An 18003-nucleotide genomic window follows, 5' to 3' on the forward strand; every position below is an offset into this window, starting at 1 on the left:
CCCATTTATTAGGCTTCTTGCGTGACTCGAGCGCTAAATTTGCTTCGTGTGAACCATAAAAACAGTGTAGCAATCGCAATCAGTAACAAAGGTAAACCCGATGAGGAAATCGATGTTGCGATCCCTGCCAATAACGGCCCTGACAAGTTACCAATACCCCATAACATTGCCGCTGCGGCATTGGCAATAATCAGATCATTGCCGCTAAAGTGTTGCCCGATTTGCACCAAAGCGATGGTATAAATAGCCCCCGCAGTAGCCCCCAATACAAACAAGAGTACCCAAATTAAATAATTATGGGTGATCATCAATGGCAACATGCAGCTTGCGGCTAATGTGACCACGCCACAAATCCGATACAGTTTTTCACGGTTCATATGATCAGCCAACCAGCCAAATGGCATTTGCATAATCGCATCCCCCGCTAAAATCGCGCTGATCATCATTGCGGCGATGGCTTCGGTATGCCCCATGCCCATTCCATAAATCGGGAACATAGATAAAATCGTGCCATCAAAGAAAGCAAAAAATAAAATACCTGCACAAATACCTGGGGCAACTTTAACAAACTGAATAATTGAAAAATTCGACTCACTGGCTGTTGAAGAAATGCGGTCACCTACTTTTTGATCCATGATTAAAAACAGGACCACAGAAATGACATGCAGTAAGGTACAAATGAATAATGGTGATTTATCTTCTACGCCATAATAGGCAATAAAAGAAGGACCTAATAACTGGCTAACGGTAAAAACGGTAGTATAGATAGCAAGGATGCGTCCGCGCCGATTTTCAGGGCATAATTCATTGATCCACGTTTCACCTAAACAAATCAATACTCCACTCGCTAACCCAGTAATCAAACGCAGTGGAAACAGTAGCCATAGTGGTAACGAGCCCAATAGAGGTAGCAGGCTAATGGCTGAGATCACCGTTGCAATCAGCATTGCTTGCCGTTTCCCACACCAATACACAATACGTTGTACAACGGGTGCAATTAAAAACATACCGAGTGCAGGGGCAGCAGAAATAATGCCAATGTAGAGTTCGCTGATCCCATAATTATTTAAGCGAAGTGCCACCATTGGGATGCTTAAACCAATGACGATGCCAATGACAGCGATACTGGTGGTGATGGTAAAAATAGCAAATGAAGGGCTATGGCGAAAATGCGGTAAACACTGATTATCAGAGCTCATTTTGATGTTAATTGTTTTCTGGCGAAAACATCCATTTTTAGTCAATTAAATAGTGAAAAAATCTGCGGTTATTTTTGATAACCACAGATCATAGATATAGAGAAACTGATTGTAGCATGTTTTATATTTTTATAGGACAAAGAAATAGCGGTATAACAATGCCACTCCTGAAATTAAAATAACGATATTAATGATTTTTAAGAAAGCTTCTCGCGATATTTTTAGGGTTATATGTCGACCAGCCCAAATACCAAGTAACATAGCAGGAGAAAAAGCTAACGCCATTAATAAAATATCAGTATTAACATAAACCCCCATCGCTAAAAATATAATCACCCGCGTTAAAGTACTAAAACCGATTAACGTCATCTGCGTAATACGAAAGCGTTGTTTATCTGCAATACGACTGGAAAGATACATCGCATAAATAAAACCACCGCTGCCAAATAATGCGCTAAAAACCCCACCCACTAAACTAAAAGGAACCACTAACGCCTTAGAAAAATGCGACTGGCCTTTTTTCGATAAAAATGAATGAAGTACATAACAAATAACAAAAACACCCAGCAGTAAAACTAAAATATCAGGACGCGTTTTTAATAATATTGCTGCTCCAATCAAGCTACCGACCACCATCAGTGGAATAATCCACTTTATTTCCTGATAGTCTGCATTTTTACCATCTTTTGCGAGGTTAATCAGCGCAGCGGTTAAATCAATTAATGCCAGTATTGGAACAATCATATTTAAGGGTAAATACATCGCTAATACAGGCGTTGCAATCAGTGCAGAGCCAAAACCGGCCATTCCAAACACTAAATAAGCACATAATAACGTGACAAAACAAATCGCCATTTCTAGCGAGAAGAAATCAAACGGCATAGTAGAGCCCTATCAGGAATATTTTTATTCACTATAAATTCTTCTAGAAAAATAAAATAGCCCTATCGTTATTTTTTAAGGATCACTTAAGTTAACGATTAAATAAGGTATTAGTGGTTATTTATCTTCGTTTCCAAAACATTATATGCGTAAAAATGCCTTTCTGGCATAAGCTAGCTATTATGATAGAATTTATACCATAATTTCACTTTCAAGGACGGCACATCGTGGACAAAAAAATTAATATAAAGATAGGCCAAAAAGTACGTCTATTGAGACAGGCAAGAAATCTATCATTAAATGAGCTCTCTCGTTTGTCGGGGATCTCAAAAGCGGCGCTTTCAAAGCTGGAATCTGGGGATTCCAACCCGCGAATTGACACCTTAGAAGCAATTGCTATTGCGCTGCGTTTCCCCCTCAGTGACCTCTTTACACTGCAACACGAAGCTTATCCTTATTTAGTCAAATCAACGCCTATGCAAAGTGACTATACCCAACAATTTAAGTTTCGCATTAATATGGGCAATATTTCTGAGATATGGCAACTTAATATGAAACGGGGCGCCGTCATTAACAGCCCTGCACATATGAGCGGTACACATGAGCACATTATGTTGCATACAGGGTCATTAATGTTGCGGTTGAAGAATGAACAAACAGTATTATTAGAAATGGGTGATTTTTACGCCTTTAGCTGTGACTTCCCCCACTCCTACTTATGTATGGAGGGGGAGCTAAATGCAACCGTCGTGATGACCTATTCACACCTTAGCGATGGTATCTAGAGCCTGATGTGTTTCGCATCATAACTAATACGCAGAACACCTTTTTTGTATTTCATTGATTTGATTACAAACTGACAAATTTTACCCAATGAATCAACATGTGTGCCACCACAAGGTACTTCATCGCCTTCAATCACACTGCACAGGCGCAGATCTCCTCTTTGCCCTATTGATACCGCATGATCGCCCAGTAAGCTATCATTTACTAACTGCTCTATTTGCTGATCATTTAATTGTTCAATAGGTATCGCATCGTCACTAATGGCGCTGAATTCAACGCGTGATTCATCCGGAAAATGATGCCCTTTTTGCCCTTTCCAACCAAAACGCGCCATTTCCCAACTTAATAAATGCCCCATGGTATGCAATGCCGCATAATATTGACGTTTTTCCTGATCAATTTTAGCAGTTACTGATAAGCCTGCACTGAACTCTCCCTCCACGTAAGCCACGATCAAGCCATTCAAGTGTTTCTTAATCCGAACAGGCTGTTGATTGATCCAAGCGGTATCCGCTGGCTGACCACCACCTTGGGGGTGAAAAATGTTGTCAGTAAGTGCAACCCATTGACCTTCGTCGTCTTGGCCTTGTTCGAGTAGAGTTGTTTCGATTTCATAAAGATAAGTGTCAGTAAGATAAAGATTGTTTTGCATGAATAATCTACCTCGTGATGTCTACTTGGTGATGTGATACTCAACACGTTATATCATTACCGTTCGCTTTAAGAAATCTTTGTTATATAAAAACAAACAAATGTACTTTAATTGTGTCGTTTAGCCATAAAAAAATTCAACCTACAGGGTGAATGTAGGTTGAATATTGATAATTATTTATTGCAGGTAGTTTTGCATCGTCTCAAATAACCGTAGATCATCGCTAAAGCGAACTTCTCTAACGTCTTCCAGTTTTTCCACTTGATTGATCATTTGCGACAAGCGCTCATCTTTTTGTACCAGCAACCAAATACGGCTTTCATCTTTATCTTTAATTGGCATACATAGGATGCCATCAACGTTAAAAGCTCGACGAGCAAACAAGCCGCAAATGTGTGACATAACGCCCGGATGGTTTCGGACAATCAGTTCTAAGGCGATAGGGTGATGTTCAAAAACCATAATTACGCTCCGATCATATCAATGTTAGCTGCACCTGGTGGGACCATTGGGTAAACCTTTTGGTTCACATCGATCAGGGCATGAATTAAGCAAGGGCCTTTCGTATTCATAATGGCTTCCAAAGCCATTTCTGGATCAGCTTCACTATTTAAATCACAAGTTTGTAAACCAAACCCCGCAGCAATCTTAATAAAGTCAGTTTGATATGGATAAGCCGCCGCATAAATGCGATTGTCAAAAAATAGCTCTTGTTGTTGATAAACCATGCCAAGCGCTTGGTTGTTCATCAAAACGATTTTGATATTCAGTTGGTGCTCAACAGCAGTAGCAAGCTCTTGAATATTCATCATTAAGCTACCATCACCTGAAAAACAAACGATCGTCTTTTCTGGGTTAGCCAATGCCGCACCAATCGCTGCCGGTAAACCAAAACCCATAGTGCCCAAACCGCCGGAGGTTAGCCATTGGCGTGGACGTGACAACGGATAAACCTGTGCAGCCCACATTTGGTGCTGCCCAACGTCGGTAGTGACAATCGCCTCTTCACCAGCGGCTCTTGCTGCCGCTAACACTAAGCCATAATGAGTCAATGGATTGTCTGCCTCACTGAGATTCAATGGGTAGCCCTGCTTTAACTCATTAACGCGGGTTATCCATTCTTCACGTTGATCTCGTTCAACCAGTGGCAGCAGCAATTCAAGGATTTGCCCTGCATCTGCATTGATAGCAATATCTGGGCGTTTGATTTTACTGATTTCCGCTTTATCAATATCAACGTGTATGATCTTAGCATTAGGACAGAATTTTTCTGCGCGACCAATTGCGCGATCATCAAAACGTGCACCAATAACAATCAGTAAATCTGACTCTTCCATCACCATGTTAGTGCTACGAGCCGCATGCATGCCTAACATGCCTAAATACAGTGGATGGCGCATCGGAACTGTCCCCAATGCCATTAGTGTCATGGTGGTTGGCAATGAAGCTTTTTCCGCAAAAGCAACCGCCGTTTCAGTTGATTCAGAACTGATTACCCCACCGCCAAAATAGAGGACTGGTCGCTTCGATTGATTTATCATGTCGGCAGCTTGCAGGACTTTTTCCATATCGAAACTAGGCGCTTTATCTTTCATCTGAATTTCTGGTAATGACTCAAGTTCAATCGTTGCCGTCTGGACATCTTTAGGAATATCAATCCAAACAGGCCCCGGACGCCCTGATTCTGCAATACGGAATGCATCACAAATGACTTGTGGCAGCTCATTGATATCACGAACTAAATAGTTATGTTTGGTAACAGGGATCGAAATACCGTAGGTATCGACTTCCTGAAATGCGTCGGTCCCGATCATTGAAGAAGGGACTTGTCCAGTGATACATACCAGTGGAATAGAATCCAACTTAGCATCAGCAATCGCGGTCACAAGGTTAGTCGCGCCGGGGCCACTTGAAGAAATACATACCGCGGCCTTACCCGTTGTACGCGCAATACCTTGAGCAATAAAGCCAGCCCCTTGCTCATGACGTGCAAGAATGTGGCGGATTTGTTTGCTTTTACCTAAAGCATCATAAAAAGGCAATGCTGCCCCACCGGGGATCCCCGATACTATCGTGATACCGTGTTTTTCTAACAGGTGAACTATCAGTTCTGCACCCGTAAAACAGGTTTTCTTTGATGATGTTGTACCCGACTCGCTCATAATTTTATCCTTCACACTAGGCGGCGGATCCGAGCGGTAGGTCATAAAAAAACCCCGCTCGGTTCGCGCCGGCGGGGTTCTAAATCTGCGTTGATTTGTACCCGTTACGGCGCTAAGCCCACGACCACCACCACACGCACGACCACCGCGGCACGTGGCGCGGTAAGTAGTAGGTTTGAGTGATTAAGGTTCATGTTCACGGGTTAATCCTATATATCAATTCTGCGTTTAAATTATTAATCATTATTCTGTGTAAGTTCTTTTAAGAAAACATATCTTCTTCGTAATAACAATCATTTTTTCTGATTTTATTTACCGTGAATGTAAAACGCGATCAATATCACACTAAACTTAATTAGAATATTTATCTAATAATCTCTTATTTTACCATTTTATTATCTAGCTAAAAATAACACTCCTCACCCCTTGACTTAAAGTCAACTTGAAGTTGTAAGATGCCGATCATTCGATTCCATCAACAATTGAAATATTGCCACTCTATCAACTTATTTTCATTATTTTAGAGGATGTTATGCCAAAAAATGTTTGGTGGTTAACTATTGCATTAGCGCTATTTACCTCTGGGAATGCCATTGTGCTTTCCACTGCGGTAGTCATTGGTGAAGCACTTTCGCCAGATCCGAGTTATTCGACAATTCCATTATTGAGCCAATATATTGGTCTGATTATGGCAACAATTCCGATTGCCTATTTAATGCAGAAATATTCAAGAAAATTCGGTTTCATTCTTGGCAATATTGCAGGCATGATTGGTGCAACTTTATCCATTGTGGGTATCGTTTATCACAATTTGATTGTTTTCTCGATTGGCTTGTTTTTTACTGGGATTGCTATTGGCACAGCTCAACAGTTCCGTTTTGCCGCACTCGAAGAAGCACCTAAATATTTACATGCTAAAGCGGTTGGTTTAGTCATGAGTGGCGGTATTGCTGCCGCCTTAATTGGCCCAACACTTGCTGTGACGACACAACGCTTTTTCTCTGCTTATCCATTTGCAGGTCCATTCAGCACACTAGTGGTTATCTACCTAATCGCCTTTGTGTTATTGCTCAATGTTCCATTAAAAAAAATACCTCAGCAATCACAAAACAGTACGGAGCAGAAACGTAGCTATCAACAACTCTATTCGCAACCGATACTCAAGTTAATTGCCGTTGTCAGTGCTGTCGGTTATGCATTGGTGGTATTCACTTTCGCGTCTATTCCACTTTCAATGAAACAACATGATTTTCCATTTGCACTGATCGCCATTGTTTTTCAGTGCCATGTCCTTGGCATGTTTGCGCCTTCGTTTTTTACTGGGCATTTAGTGCAGAAAATTGGTGCAAAAAAGATCATCTTTGTTGGCATCTTATTATTGATCTTATCTGCCATCATGAACTTGTTAGGTACACATTTTTACAACTACCTACTGTCAGGAATATTTGTTGGCGTTGCATGGAATCTCATTTTAATTAGCACCACCAATCTATTGCCTCATGGCTATCAAATGCATGAGCGCGCCAAAGTGCAAGGGATGACTGACTTCTTGATTTACTTCTTTGGGGCAATAGGCAGTCTCGGTGCGGGAGTTCTGTTTTTCTCACTTGGCTGGCAGCTCATGAATATTGTGACTGTTGTAGTTGCGCTGATGATATTTTTAACCTATCTAACGTTAAAAAAATACATTCCGCATTAGAGGCAGAGAAGGCAGGTATTTCACCTGCCGCTATATTCTTTGACTGATTGCTCTTTAACAATTTAATTTTAAGCTGACAGGGTTTTTTTGATCATATAAATAAAAGCATCAAGACTTTTTTGCCAGTTAAACTCAGGATCCATTAATTCACGGCCGATCGAACCATCGGCTGTTGTCATTAGCCAAGAAGCTGTGTTTTCGGGGTGTAACTGGCTATCAATTTCGCCGTTGTTTCTCCCCTCAACGATTAATGCTGTTAGCTTATTTCGCAGCTTTTTATCATTTTCAACAAAGATATGGTTAATTTCTGGGTTTCGGCTGGCTTCCGCAAAAATTTCAATACTGATGCGCGCATAGTCAGGATCGCTATATAGCTCGATCAGTTTTGTCATCATTAAGATCACTGAGTCGATGGATGTGCTAGCATTTTCAAATGAATTTAAGATCTGCTCAATATAAACCTGATCTTCAATAGCAATAGCTTCAATAATTGCATATTTGGTTGGGTAATAATGGAACAGGTTCCCGGGGCTCATCCCAGCGGCTTTACATATTTCAGCTGTTGATGTGGCATGAAAGCCTTTTTCAATAAAACAGCTGATCGCAGCATCAATAATCTGCTTTTTCTTCGCTTTTTGCCTTTCGGTCTGAACCGACATGGATTTCCTCCAAAAACGCTGGACATAAAAAATTAGACTGATTACTCTATCTATAATTAGTAAGCTGTAAAAAGGCCAACCTATGCGAATAGATTCGCTCAACATTAAACCTTTATTCAATGAGCCAATCTTAGCATCGTCAGCACTTTTTTTTCAGTCCTTTGACAGCAAATTTGTGAAGTTAAAAAATCCATAAGTACCACTTTGCCACCACTGTTCAAGAGTTAATTGACTATGTACCGCTATCCATCTGAATCAGAAAAACATGAATGTACTTGGCTTGCATTTGGCATGTCCCCTACTATTTGGGGGAAGCAATTATTACCATTGGTACAACAAAACGTGGCTGATGTTGCACTGTCGATTGCGCAATTTGAACCCGTACGAGTTTTAGTCACCGCCAATAATAAAGATGTGGCCTATCAGTTGATGGGTCATGATGTTGAATACATAGAAGCTCCCTTAAATGATATTTGGGTAAGAGATTACGGTGCCAACTTTGTCATCGATACTCAACAGCAAAAACTCGCCGCTATTGATTTCAATTTTAATGGCTGGGGTAATAAGCAACCTCATCAATTTGATCGACATGTTGCAACATTAATGGCTGAGTTTACTGGTGCTGAACTTGTTAAAAGCTCTCTGACCATGGAAGGAGGTGGAATCGAAGTCGATGGACGAGGTAATGCAGTCCTCACTGAAAGCTGCATTATTAACCACAATCGCAATCCGACACAAACTAAGCAACAAATCGAGCAAGAGCTTAAACGCTGTTTAGGGCTCAATAATATTATCTGGCTAGAAGGCATTAAAGGGCGAGATATCACTGATGGGCACGTTGATTTCTATGCACGTTTTTTGAACGATAACGCGATTATTATCAATATGGATGATGACCCTGATTCATTTGACTATCATGTGACTCGTTCACACCTTGCTACCTTACAAAAGCAGCAACAGGTCGATCGCTCGCTAGAAGACATTATTACTCTCAATGCGCCTCAAGATATTAGGGTCAGTCGTAGTCGCTACCCTGATTTTGCTGCAAGTTATATTAATTACTATCACTGCAACAATGGCATTATTATTCCTCAATTTGGCGATAAGATTGCAGATAATACTGCCATTGAAATATTAAATGACTATTTCCCAGATAAAAAGATTAATGCAATAAATATCGATGCTATTGCTATTGGCGGTGGTGGAATTCACTGTATTACTCAACAGCAACCTGTATTGTAGTTTGTTTAATAATTATTTATTTAAAACTGATTAAATGGAGGCTATGCTTATAATCTAACAAGCAGGAAATTTATTATGTATAACAAATTATCCATTTCATATAGCAACAGATATACTAAATTCCAGTCTACTGTAGTCTCTGATATTATTGTTTGGATAGAAGAAAACCTTACCAATCGATTATTATTAGATGATATTGCGCAGCGTGCTGGGTATACAAAATGGCACTTACAACGAGTATTTCGTAAAGTTGTGGGTATACCTTTAGGAGAATATATACGCCGTAGAAGAATAAGTGAAGCCGCAAGAGATTTACGAACAACAGATATGCAAGTCATTGATATAGCATTAAAGTACCAATTTGACTCACAGCAATCATTCGCAAAAAGATTCAGGGCATACTTAGGAACCTCACCTTCTTTATACCGCCTTGCTGATATTTGTGATAATGACCCTGTGCTGTTAGAACCACAGGTAGCTTAATCAGCTAATATGAAAAAATATCGAAATTTTAAATATCACAATATAACCCTCTAATAAGCTCCACGTTTTAATCGACTGGAGCTTTATTTTTGAGTAAAAACAAAGAATATCCAAGGTATGTTTCAGTGGCCTACTAATTAAAACAAATCTTAATAAACTCTTAAGGTTTTTTATAATAAAAAAGTTATTATTAAAGTAATGCCTTAAATTAGATAATATTAAGCATATATTCATTTATACTTATAAAGTAAAATCAAACAAAAATTTGACAGAGCTATTCCCCTGCAAAAATTCATTACAGTTTTAATATTTATTTAAAATATCACTTATCGTTTTTCGTACTTAGAATTATTACTCTAGAGCAAAATTAAAAAACAAAAAACCCCGACAAACGGGGCTTCTTAGAATAATTGCTAATAATATCTCTTAGAACGGAATATCGTCATCGAAATCCATTGGTGGTTCGTTGCTTTGTGGAGCAGGAGCTTGTGAGCGTGCTGGAGCGCCACCGCCACTGAATTGCTGCGCTGCCGCTGGTTGCTGAGGTTGACCCCAACTGCCTTGTCCACCTTGGCTTTGCCCTGTTGATTCACCACCACGGCCACCTAACATTTGCATTGAGCCGCCAATATTCACAACCACTTCAGTGGTGTAGCGATCTTGGCCACTTTGGTCTTGCCACTTACGCGTTTGCAAAGAACCTTCGATGTAAACTTGTGAACCCTTTTTCAGATATTCGCCTGCAACTTCAGCTAATTTCCCGAAAATCACAACACGGTGCCATTCGGTTTTTTCACGCATTTCACCAGTTTGCTTATCGCGCCAGCTTTCAGAAGTTGCCAGAGTTAGGTTTGCCACAGCACCGCCGTTAGGCATGTAACGGATTTCAGGATCTTGCCCCAAGTTACCGATAAGAATTACTTTATTTACGCCTCTGCTGGCCATTGAATTACTCCTGATGCATTAAATTTAATCGCTGTATTAATCGTGAAGTTTAGCACGACCTATCCTCTATTGCATACGCATTACTGATGAAAATACCAGTGGATTAATCAAAATGCGAACCGCTTTGTAATTATTTAGCAAAAAGGCCGTGCAAATCGAGGGCAGTGTAAATCCGCGGTACAGACGGCAGCGGACTGAAAAATGGGAAGCTTCGCCGTTTACGGCAAAGAGCAGCCACGGAATATTATTTTAATAATATACTGTATATCCATTCAGTTTAAGTTGTGCGATAATGATCCACTTATGATTGTTCACTATCAAATCATCCGGGAAGTGGTAAATGGATAATATCGAAGTACGCGGTGCCCGCACTCATAATCTGAAAAACATCAATCTCATCATCCCCCGAGACAAACTGATAGTTATTACTGGGTTGTCTGGTTCAGGGAAATCTTCATTAGCCTTTGATACTCTATATGCAGAAGGTCAACGGCGTTATGTTGAATCTTTATCGGCCTATGCTAGGCAGTTTCTTTCTTTAATGGAAAAGCCTGATGTTGACCATATAGAAGGGCTATCACCCGCGATTTCTATCGAACAAAAATCGACCTCCCATAACCCGCGCTCAACGGTAGGAACAATCACTGAGATCCACGATTATTTACGTCTTCTGTTTGCCCGTGTCGGCGAGCCTCGCTGCCCTGATCATGATATTCCATTAGCGGCACAAACCGTCAGCCAAATGGTCGACAACGTGCTAGCACAGCCGACCGATCGTCGCATGATGTTACTCGCACCTGTAGTGAAGGACCGCAAAGGTGAACACGTAAAATTATTAGATAACTTAGCCACCCAAGGCTATATTCGAGCTCGTATCGACGGTGAAGTGTGTGATCTCTCTGATCCGCCAACGCTTGAACTGCAAAAGAAACATACTATTGAAGTGGTGATTGATCGCTTTAAGATCCGTGATGATATTGCACAGCGCTTGGCCGAGTCATTTGAGACCGCATTAGAGCTCTCCGGCGGCACTGCTATCGTTGCTGATATGGATGATCCTAAAGCAGAAGAATTAGTCTTCTCAGCTAACTTCGCGTGTTCGATATGTGGTTACAGCATGGTGGAATTAGAGCCTCGTTTGTTCTCATTCAACAACCCTGCTGGTGCATGCCCAAGCTGTGATGGTCTTGGTGTACAACAATTCTTTGATCCAGAAAGAGTGATCCAAAATACTGAGATTTCATTGGCTGGGGGCGCTATCCGTGGTTGGGATCGTCGTAATTTTTATTACTTCCAGATGCTCCAATCCCTTGCTGAACATTATAAATTTGATGTTGAAGCGCCTTATGATTCACTCAGTCCATCCATTCAGAAAATTATCCTCTATGGGTCAGGGAAAGAAACAATTGAGTTTAAATATCGTAACGATCGCGGTGATATTACGGTACGTCGTCATCCCTTCGAAGGCGTGCTCAATAATATGGAGCGTCGCTATAAAGAAACTGAATCAACCGCAGTTCGCGAAGAGCTAGCCAAATATATTAGTAATCGTCCTTGCGTGACATGTCACGGCACACGTTTACGTAAAGAAGCACGCTTTGTGTTTGTTGAAAATACTACGCTCCCAGAAATCGCCGACTACAGTATTGGCCACGCGATGGAGTTTTTCCAAAATCTCAAATTAAGTGGGCAACGTGCGCAAATCGCAGAGAAAGTGCTAAAAGAGATTGGCGATAGACTGAAATTTTTAGTTAACGTTGGTCTTAATTACTTAACCTTATCTCGTTCTGCCGATACTTTGTCTGGCGGTGAAGCACAGCGTATCCGTCTTGCTAGCCAAATCGGCGCAGGTTTAGTTGGTGTTATGTATGTGCTTGATGAGCCATCAATCGGCCTGCACCAACGCGATAATGATCGTTTATTAGAAACCCTAGTTCACCTGCGTAACTTAGGTAATACCGTGATTGTGGTTGAGCACGATGAAGATGCCATCCGAGCTGCGGATCATATCATTGATATTGGTCCTGGGGCTGGAGTGCACGGTGGGCAAATCGTTGCACAAGGTACATTAGAGGATATTGTTTCTAATCCTGAATCATTAACTGGTAAATTCCTTAGCGGTGAGCGTCGTATCGAAATCCCTGAAAAACGCATTCCAGTGAATAAAGACAAGATGCTAACTGTGTTTGGGGCAAAAGGTAATAACCTAAAAAATGTGACCTTAAAACTGCCTGTTGGTTTGTTTACCTGTATCACCGGGGTTTCTGGTTCAGGTAAATCGACGCTCATCAATGATACCTTGTTCCCTATTGCACAACGCCAATTAAATGGTGCCACCACAATCACACCAGCACCTTACTTGGATGTTGAAGGTTTAGAACATTTCGATAAAGTGATCGATATTGACCAAAGCCCAATTGGTCGCACTCCACGTTCAAACCCTGCGACTTATACTGGGGTATTTACACCAATTCGTGAATTATTTGCAGGTGTGCCTGAATCACGCACTCGTGGTTATAACCCTGGGCGTTTTAGTTTTAACGTCAAAGGTGGACGCTGTGAAGCATGCCAAGGTGATGGTGTGATCAAAGTGGAAATGCACTTCTTACCTGATGTCTATGTACCTTGTGATCAATGTAAAGGTAAGCGTTATAATCGAGAAACGTTAGAAATTAAGTATAAAGGTAAAAGCATTCACGAAGTCCTTGATATGACTATCGAAGAGGCTCGCGATTTCTTTGACGCCGTACCTGCATTGGCGCGTAAACTGCAAACCTTAATAGATGTTGGCCTGTCTTATATTCGTTTAGGGCAATCAGCAACCACACTGTCAGGTGGTGAAGCACAACGTGTCAAATTGGCACGTGAACTATCGAAACGTGGAACTGGGCAAACTATTTATATCCTTGATGAACCAACCACAGGGCTGCATTTTGCTGATATCCAACAATTACTTACCGTCTTGCATCAATTGCGTGATCAAGGCAACACCATTGTGGTTATCGAGCACAACTTAGATGTCATCAAAACCGCTGACTGGATTGTTGATTTAGGCCCCGAAGGCGGTAGTGGTGGTGGAGAAATTCTGATTGCAGGCACACCTGAAGAAGTCGCTGAATGTGAGAAATCACACACTGCGCGTTTCTTAAAGCCAATCTTAGCGCGTGGTTATTAGTGATAAACTTAACTAGTTGAACCGTATTGAGAAAATAAAAAACGCAGGTTTTACCTGCGTTTTTAAATCAATAATTCACTTATTATTTATTAGCTACTGCGGCAAACGCTTCCACGATACGATGTACATTATGGCGGTTAACACCAGCCATACATACACGGCCTGTTCCAACTAAATAAACAGCAAATTCATCTTTTAAACGGGTAACCTGCTCTTTCGAGAAACCGGTGTAGCTGAACATACCGCGTTGCTTCAATAAGTGGTCAAAGTTCTGGTTAGGTAATGCTTTCTTCAATTCATTCACTAACACAGTACGCATCTCTAAAATACGCACACGCATCTGTTCAACTTCTTGTAACCATTGTGCTTTCTGCTCTGCATCAGTGAGCACCTGAGCAACAATTTTAGAACCATTTGATGGTGGGCTTGAGTATAAGCGGCGTACACCTGCTTTCAATTGCCCCAACACACGATCGCGCTCATCTTTATTTTCACAGATCACAGACAGGCCACCTGCACGTTCACCGTAAATACCAAAGATTTTAGAGAATGAGTTACTCACAAATACTGGCAGCCCTGCTTTTACCATCGCTCTGATCGCATAAGCATCTTCATCAATCCCTTCAGCAAAACCTTGGTAGGCAATATCTAAGAATGGGATCAATTTTTGCGCTTTAACCACTTTAGTCACTTCATCCCATTGCTCTGTTGTCAAATCAGAGCCAGTTGGATTATGACAGCAAGGGTGCATTAAAATGATGCTTTGCTCTGGTAATGTCTTGAATGTTGCCAACATTTCATCAAATTTTACCCCTTTAGTTTTTTCATCAAAGTAAGGGTAATAATGCACTTTTGTGCCGGCACCAGAGAAAATGGATGCATGGTTTTCCCATGTAGGGTCGCTACACCAGACTTCTGATTTAGGGAAATAGTAATGAAGGAAATCAGCACCAAGTTTTAATGCGCCGGAACCACCAATAGTTTGTACAGTGGCGATACGCTCTTGTGCAATCAAAGGACAATCAGCACCAAATAATAGTTTTTGGATCTCTAAACGATAATCCTTCAAACCTTCCATTGGCAGGTATAATGATGCTCTGGCAGGACGTTTGTTGATTTCTGATTTTGCATGACCGACTGTTTTTAGTTCAGGGGTCTTGCCTTCACCATCATAGTATAAACCGATGCTTAGATTGATTTTATTATCACGGGTATCTTTATTAAATTCATCCATCAGCGATAAAATCGGATCGCCAGGGTAAGAATCAACATGTTTGTACACAGGTATCTCCCTAACTCTTTCATTAGAATTTTATTTTGCGTTTTGAACATAACCCTTTGTTAGCTATTCGTCTATATATTCCATGACCACACGTGAGGTTAATTTTGTAAGTAACTCATAATTGATAATACCTGTTTGTGTGGCAATTTCTTCAACAGGCAGAGCTTTCCCCCACAAAATTACCTCATCACCGACTTTATCATTGGCATTTGGCCCTAAATCGACGGTGATCATATCCATAGAGACACGCCCAACAATTGGCACTTTCCGACCATTGACTAGTACAGGTGTACCCGATGGCGCACTTCTTGGGTAACCATCACCATAACCAATTGCCACCACACCCAGCCGAGTGTCACGTTCACTGCACCATGTTGCACCATAGCCGACACATTGCCCAGCAGCATGTTCCCTAACCGCAATTAGTGTCGATTTAAGTGTCATCACACTTTGCAAACCAAACTGTTCTGCTGATTGCCCTTCTTGAGGCGAAGCACCGTACATAATGATCCCCGGTCTTACCCAGTCATAGTGTGCTTCTGGCCATAATAAGATCCCAGCAGATGCTGCTATCGATTTCTCTCCTGCTTTATCTGCAATAAATTGTTTAAAACAGCTAATTTGATTCGAGGTTGTCAGCAGTTCAGGCTCATCGGCCTGACAGAAGTGACTAACAATATTGATAGGGAGTTCGACATTTTTGCAGAGCTGTAAGCGTTGATAGAAAGCTTCTGCATCTTGAGGTAGCACACCTAAACGATGCATACCTGTATCCAGTTTCATCCAGACTTTGATAGGCTTAGCAAGTTGACTGTTTTCCAGCATTTCAAGCTGCTCGACACAGTGGATCACAGTATCGATTTGCTGTTCAACTAAATAAGGCAGATCAGCGCTTTCAAAGAAGCCTTCCAATAACACAATCGGGGCCCTGATCCCTTGCTCCCTTAGCGTGATCGCTTCCTTTAGGCGGGCGACACCAAAACCATCAACTAAATCCTCAATCGTACTGCCGACCTCGGTTAATCCATGACCATAAGCGTTTGCTTTAACAATTGCAATGAGGCGGCTGTGTGGTGCAAGTTCTCTCACTCGCTGCAAGTTGTGTCGCAGAGCGCGGCGGTTAATTAATGCGGTTGCCGCTTTCATATTCCCTCTTTTATTTATTTTCTATACGATACGCTAATCAATATCAAAATTAACTTGCTAAATTAATTCTAAGAGTCACTAATTTAGCTCTAAATAGTTCAAGTCACAGCTAGGCGACAAGTAAGCGAGTCGCTAGGAGCATACATAAGTATGTGACTAGTGCGAGTGAACGCAGTCAACAACGCTGTGGCTTGAAATATGACGAGCTATTCGTCGTCATAAGCAGGCCCTGCATAGTTATCAAACCTCGACCACTGACCATTAAACGTCAAGCGAACCGTACCAATTGGCCCATTACGTTGCTTACCTAAAATAATTTCAGCGACCCCTTTCAGCTCACTATTATCGTGATAGACCTCATCACGATAGATAAACATGATTAAGTCAGCATCCTGCTCGATAGACCCTGATTCACGTAAGTCAGAGTTGACAGGGCGTTTATCTGCTCGTTGCTCTAGGCTTCGGTTAAGCTGTGATAATGCAACCACTGGGACATTCAGCTCTTTTGCTAATGCCTTCAATGAACGTGAAATTTCTGCAATTTCTAAAGTACGGTTATCCGATAATGCAGGCACTCGCATTAACTGCAAGTAGTCAATCATGATAAGGCTTAAACCACCATGCTCACGATAAATACGTCGGGCGCGCGAGCGAACTTCTGTTGGTGTCAAACCTGAGGAGTCATCGATGTACATATTGCGCTTTTCGGACAAGATCCCCATGGTACTGGAAATACGCGCCCAATCTTCATCATCGAGCTGACCAGTACGGATACGCGTTTGGTCTACACGCGATAGCGACGCTAACATACGCATCATGATTTGGTTGCCGGGCATCTCCAAGCTGAAAATCAGCACGGGTTTTTCTTCTGTCATGGCTGCATTTTCACACAAGTTCATCGCAAAGGTGGTTTTCCCCATTGATGGACGAGCTGCGACAATAATTAAGTCAGAGCCTTGTAAACCCGCAGTTTTCTTATCAAGGTCTTGGTAGCCAGTCGAAACCCCTGTCACACCATCATGTGGCTGTTGATAGAGTTTTTCGATTTTTTCGATGGTTTCAGCCAAAATTGCTTCAATATCTTTTGGCCCTTCATCTTTATTAGCTCGTGACTCAGCAATTTGGAAGACTTTTGTTTCTGCAAAATCGAGTAGATCTTCACTACTACGCCCCTGCGGATCATACCCTGCATCGGCAATGTCATTGGCGACAGAGATCATATCGCGTACAACAGCACGTTCACGGACGATGTCTGCATAAGCATTGATGTTCGCCGCACTTGGCGTATTTTTAGATAATTCGGCTAAATAAGCAAACCCGCCAACACCATCTAACTCCCCTTGCTGTTCGAGGGATTCAGACAGTGTAATCAAATCGATAGGTTTACCTTGCTCAAGCAACGTTTGCATTTGAGCAAAAATAGTACGGTGTGGACGGCTGTAGAAATCAGCATGGGTAACACGCTCAGAAACGGTATCCCAACGCTCATTATCCAACATCAACCCTCCCAATACAGACTGTTCCGCTTCGATAGAGTGAGGCGGAAGCTTTAAACCCTCCATCTGCTGATCGCGCGGTGCACTGTTCTTGTTTTCTGAAGGGTATTTTTTAGCCATACTTTATAATCCACATCTATTATTAACTAGCACATTAGTATACGCCAAACTTGTTGCTGAGGGGGCCTTTCTTTG

Annotated in this window: 16 protein-coding genes; 5 read left to right on the forward strand and 11 right to left on the reverse strand. The window is 41.6% G+C overall.

Translation table 11 applies throughout. The features are described 5' to 3' along the window. Positions 1–8: 8 nt before the first annotated feature. Entirely contained in the window at positions 9–1199 is a 1191-nt protein-coding gene (locus AC3Z9T_RS17325; RefSeq protein WP_490127341.1) for an MFS transporter, read from the reverse strand. Between the two features lie 129 nt (positions 1200–1328). Further along, positions 1329–2081 carry a sulfite exporter TauE/SafE family protein gene (locus AC3Z9T_RS17330; protein WP_490127342.1) on the reverse strand — a complete coding sequence of 251 codons (753 nt, stop codon included), beginning with the start codon at positions 2079–2081 and terminating at the stop codon, positions 1329–1331. Between the two features lie 227 nt (positions 2082–2308). Here AC3Z9T_RS17330 and AC3Z9T_RS17335 point away from each other — a divergent pair, with 227 nt between their 5' ends. Continuing rightward, positions 2309–2866, forward strand: coding sequence for a helix-turn-helix domain-containing protein (locus tag AC3Z9T_RS17335; RefSeq protein WP_490127343.1), 558 nt, complete (start codon positions 2309–2311; stop codon positions 2864–2866). Here the strand turns inward: AC3Z9T_RS17335 and AC3Z9T_RS17340 are convergent. The 4 genes from AC3Z9T_RS17340 to ivbL form a co-directional block, all read right to left on the reverse strand. Continuing rightward, a complete protein-coding gene (locus AC3Z9T_RS17340; RefSeq protein WP_490127344.1) occupies positions 2863–3519 on the reverse strand; it encodes an alanyl-tRNA editing protein in 657 nt (218 codons plus the stop codon). The two genes, AC3Z9T_RS17335 and AC3Z9T_RS17340, sit on opposite strands and share 4 nt — an antisense overlap. A 177-nt stretch (positions 3520–3696) precedes the next feature. Beyond that, complete coding sequence (gene ilvN / locus AC3Z9T_RS17345; protein ID WP_070927583.1) at positions 3697–3981, reverse strand: acetolactate synthase small subunit; 285 nt, start codon at positions 3979–3981, stop codon at positions 3697–3699. 2 nt (positions 3982–3983) lie between these two features. Continuing rightward, on the reverse strand, positions 3984–5681 hold the full coding sequence (ilvB, locus tag AC3Z9T_RS17350; RefSeq protein WP_490127476.1) for an acetolactate synthase large subunit: 1698 nt from the start codon (positions 5679–5681) through the stop codon (positions 3984–3986). 104 nt (positions 5682–5785) lie between these two features. Beyond that, on the reverse strand, positions 5786–5875 hold the full coding sequence (gene ivbL, locus AC3Z9T_RS17355) for an ilvB operon leader peptide IvbL (RefSeq protein WP_490127477.1): 90 nt from the start codon (positions 5873–5875) through the stop codon (positions 5786–5788). 338 nt (positions 5876–6213) lie between these two features. Here ivbL and AC3Z9T_RS17360 point away from each other — a divergent pair, with 338 nt between their 5' ends. Further along, positions 6214–7380 (forward strand): MFS transporter, encoded by a 1167-nt coding sequence (locus tag AC3Z9T_RS17360; RefSeq protein WP_490127345.1) that lies wholly within the window; start codon positions 6214–6216, stop codon positions 7378–7380. 68 nt (positions 7381–7448) lie between these two features. Here AC3Z9T_RS17360 and AC3Z9T_RS17365 read toward each other — a convergent pair whose 3' ends face one another. Beyond that, positions 7449–8039 (reverse strand): TetR/AcrR family transcriptional regulator, encoded by a 591-nt coding sequence (locus AC3Z9T_RS17365; protein ID WP_490127346.1) that lies wholly within the window; start codon positions 8037–8039, stop codon positions 7449–7451. Between the two features lie 234 nt (positions 8040–8273). On the opposite strand from AC3Z9T_RS17365, the gene AC3Z9T_RS17370 reads away from it, so the two are divergent. Next, positions 8274–9281, forward strand: coding sequence for an agmatine deiminase family protein (locus AC3Z9T_RS17370; RefSeq protein ID WP_490127347.1), 1008 nt, complete (start codon positions 8274–8276; stop codon positions 9279–9281). Between the two features lie 75 nt (positions 9282–9356). After that, on the forward strand, positions 9357–9764 hold the full coding sequence (locus AC3Z9T_RS17375) for a helix-turn-helix domain-containing protein (protein ID WP_490127348.1): 408 nt from the start codon (positions 9357–9359) through the stop codon (positions 9762–9764). 426 nt (positions 9765–10190) lie between these two features. On the opposite strand, the gene AC3Z9T_RS17380 is transcribed toward AC3Z9T_RS17375, so the two are convergent. Then, positions 10191–10709 (reverse strand): single-stranded DNA-binding protein, encoded by a 519-nt coding sequence (locus AC3Z9T_RS17380; protein WP_490127349.1) that lies wholly within the window; start codon positions 10707–10709, stop codon positions 10191–10193. A 340-nt stretch (positions 10710–11049) separates the two neighbouring features. Between AC3Z9T_RS17380 and uvrA the strand changes: the two genes are divergently transcribed. Then, positions 11050–13884 carry an excinuclease ABC subunit UvrA gene (gene uvrA, locus AC3Z9T_RS17385; RefSeq protein ID WP_490127350.1) on the forward strand — a complete coding sequence of 945 codons (2835 nt, stop codon included), beginning with the start codon at positions 11050–11052 and terminating at the stop codon, positions 13882–13884. 82 nt (positions 13885–13966) lie between these two features. On the opposite strand, the gene AC3Z9T_RS17390 is transcribed toward uvrA, so the two are convergent. From AC3Z9T_RS17390 to dnaB, 3 genes are all read right to left on the reverse strand, one after another. Beyond that, positions 13967–15166 carry an amino acid aminotransferase gene (locus AC3Z9T_RS17390; RefSeq protein ID WP_490127351.1) on the reverse strand — a complete coding sequence of 400 codons (1200 nt, stop codon included), beginning with the start codon at positions 15164–15166 and terminating at the stop codon, positions 13967–13969. Between the two features lie 63 nt (positions 15167–15229). After that, entirely contained in the window at positions 15230–16312 is a 1083-nt protein-coding gene (gene alr, locus AC3Z9T_RS17395) for an alanine racemase (protein ID WP_490127352.1), read from the reverse strand. A gap of 206 nt (positions 16313–16518) precedes the next feature. Next, on the reverse strand, positions 16519–17928 hold the full coding sequence (gene dnaB / locus AC3Z9T_RS17400; protein WP_490127353.1) for a replicative DNA helicase: 1410 nt from the start codon (positions 17926–17928) through the stop codon (positions 16519–16521). Positions 17929–18003 lie beyond the last annotated feature (75 nt).

Source organism: Providencia sp. 6390, assembly GCF_058148425.1.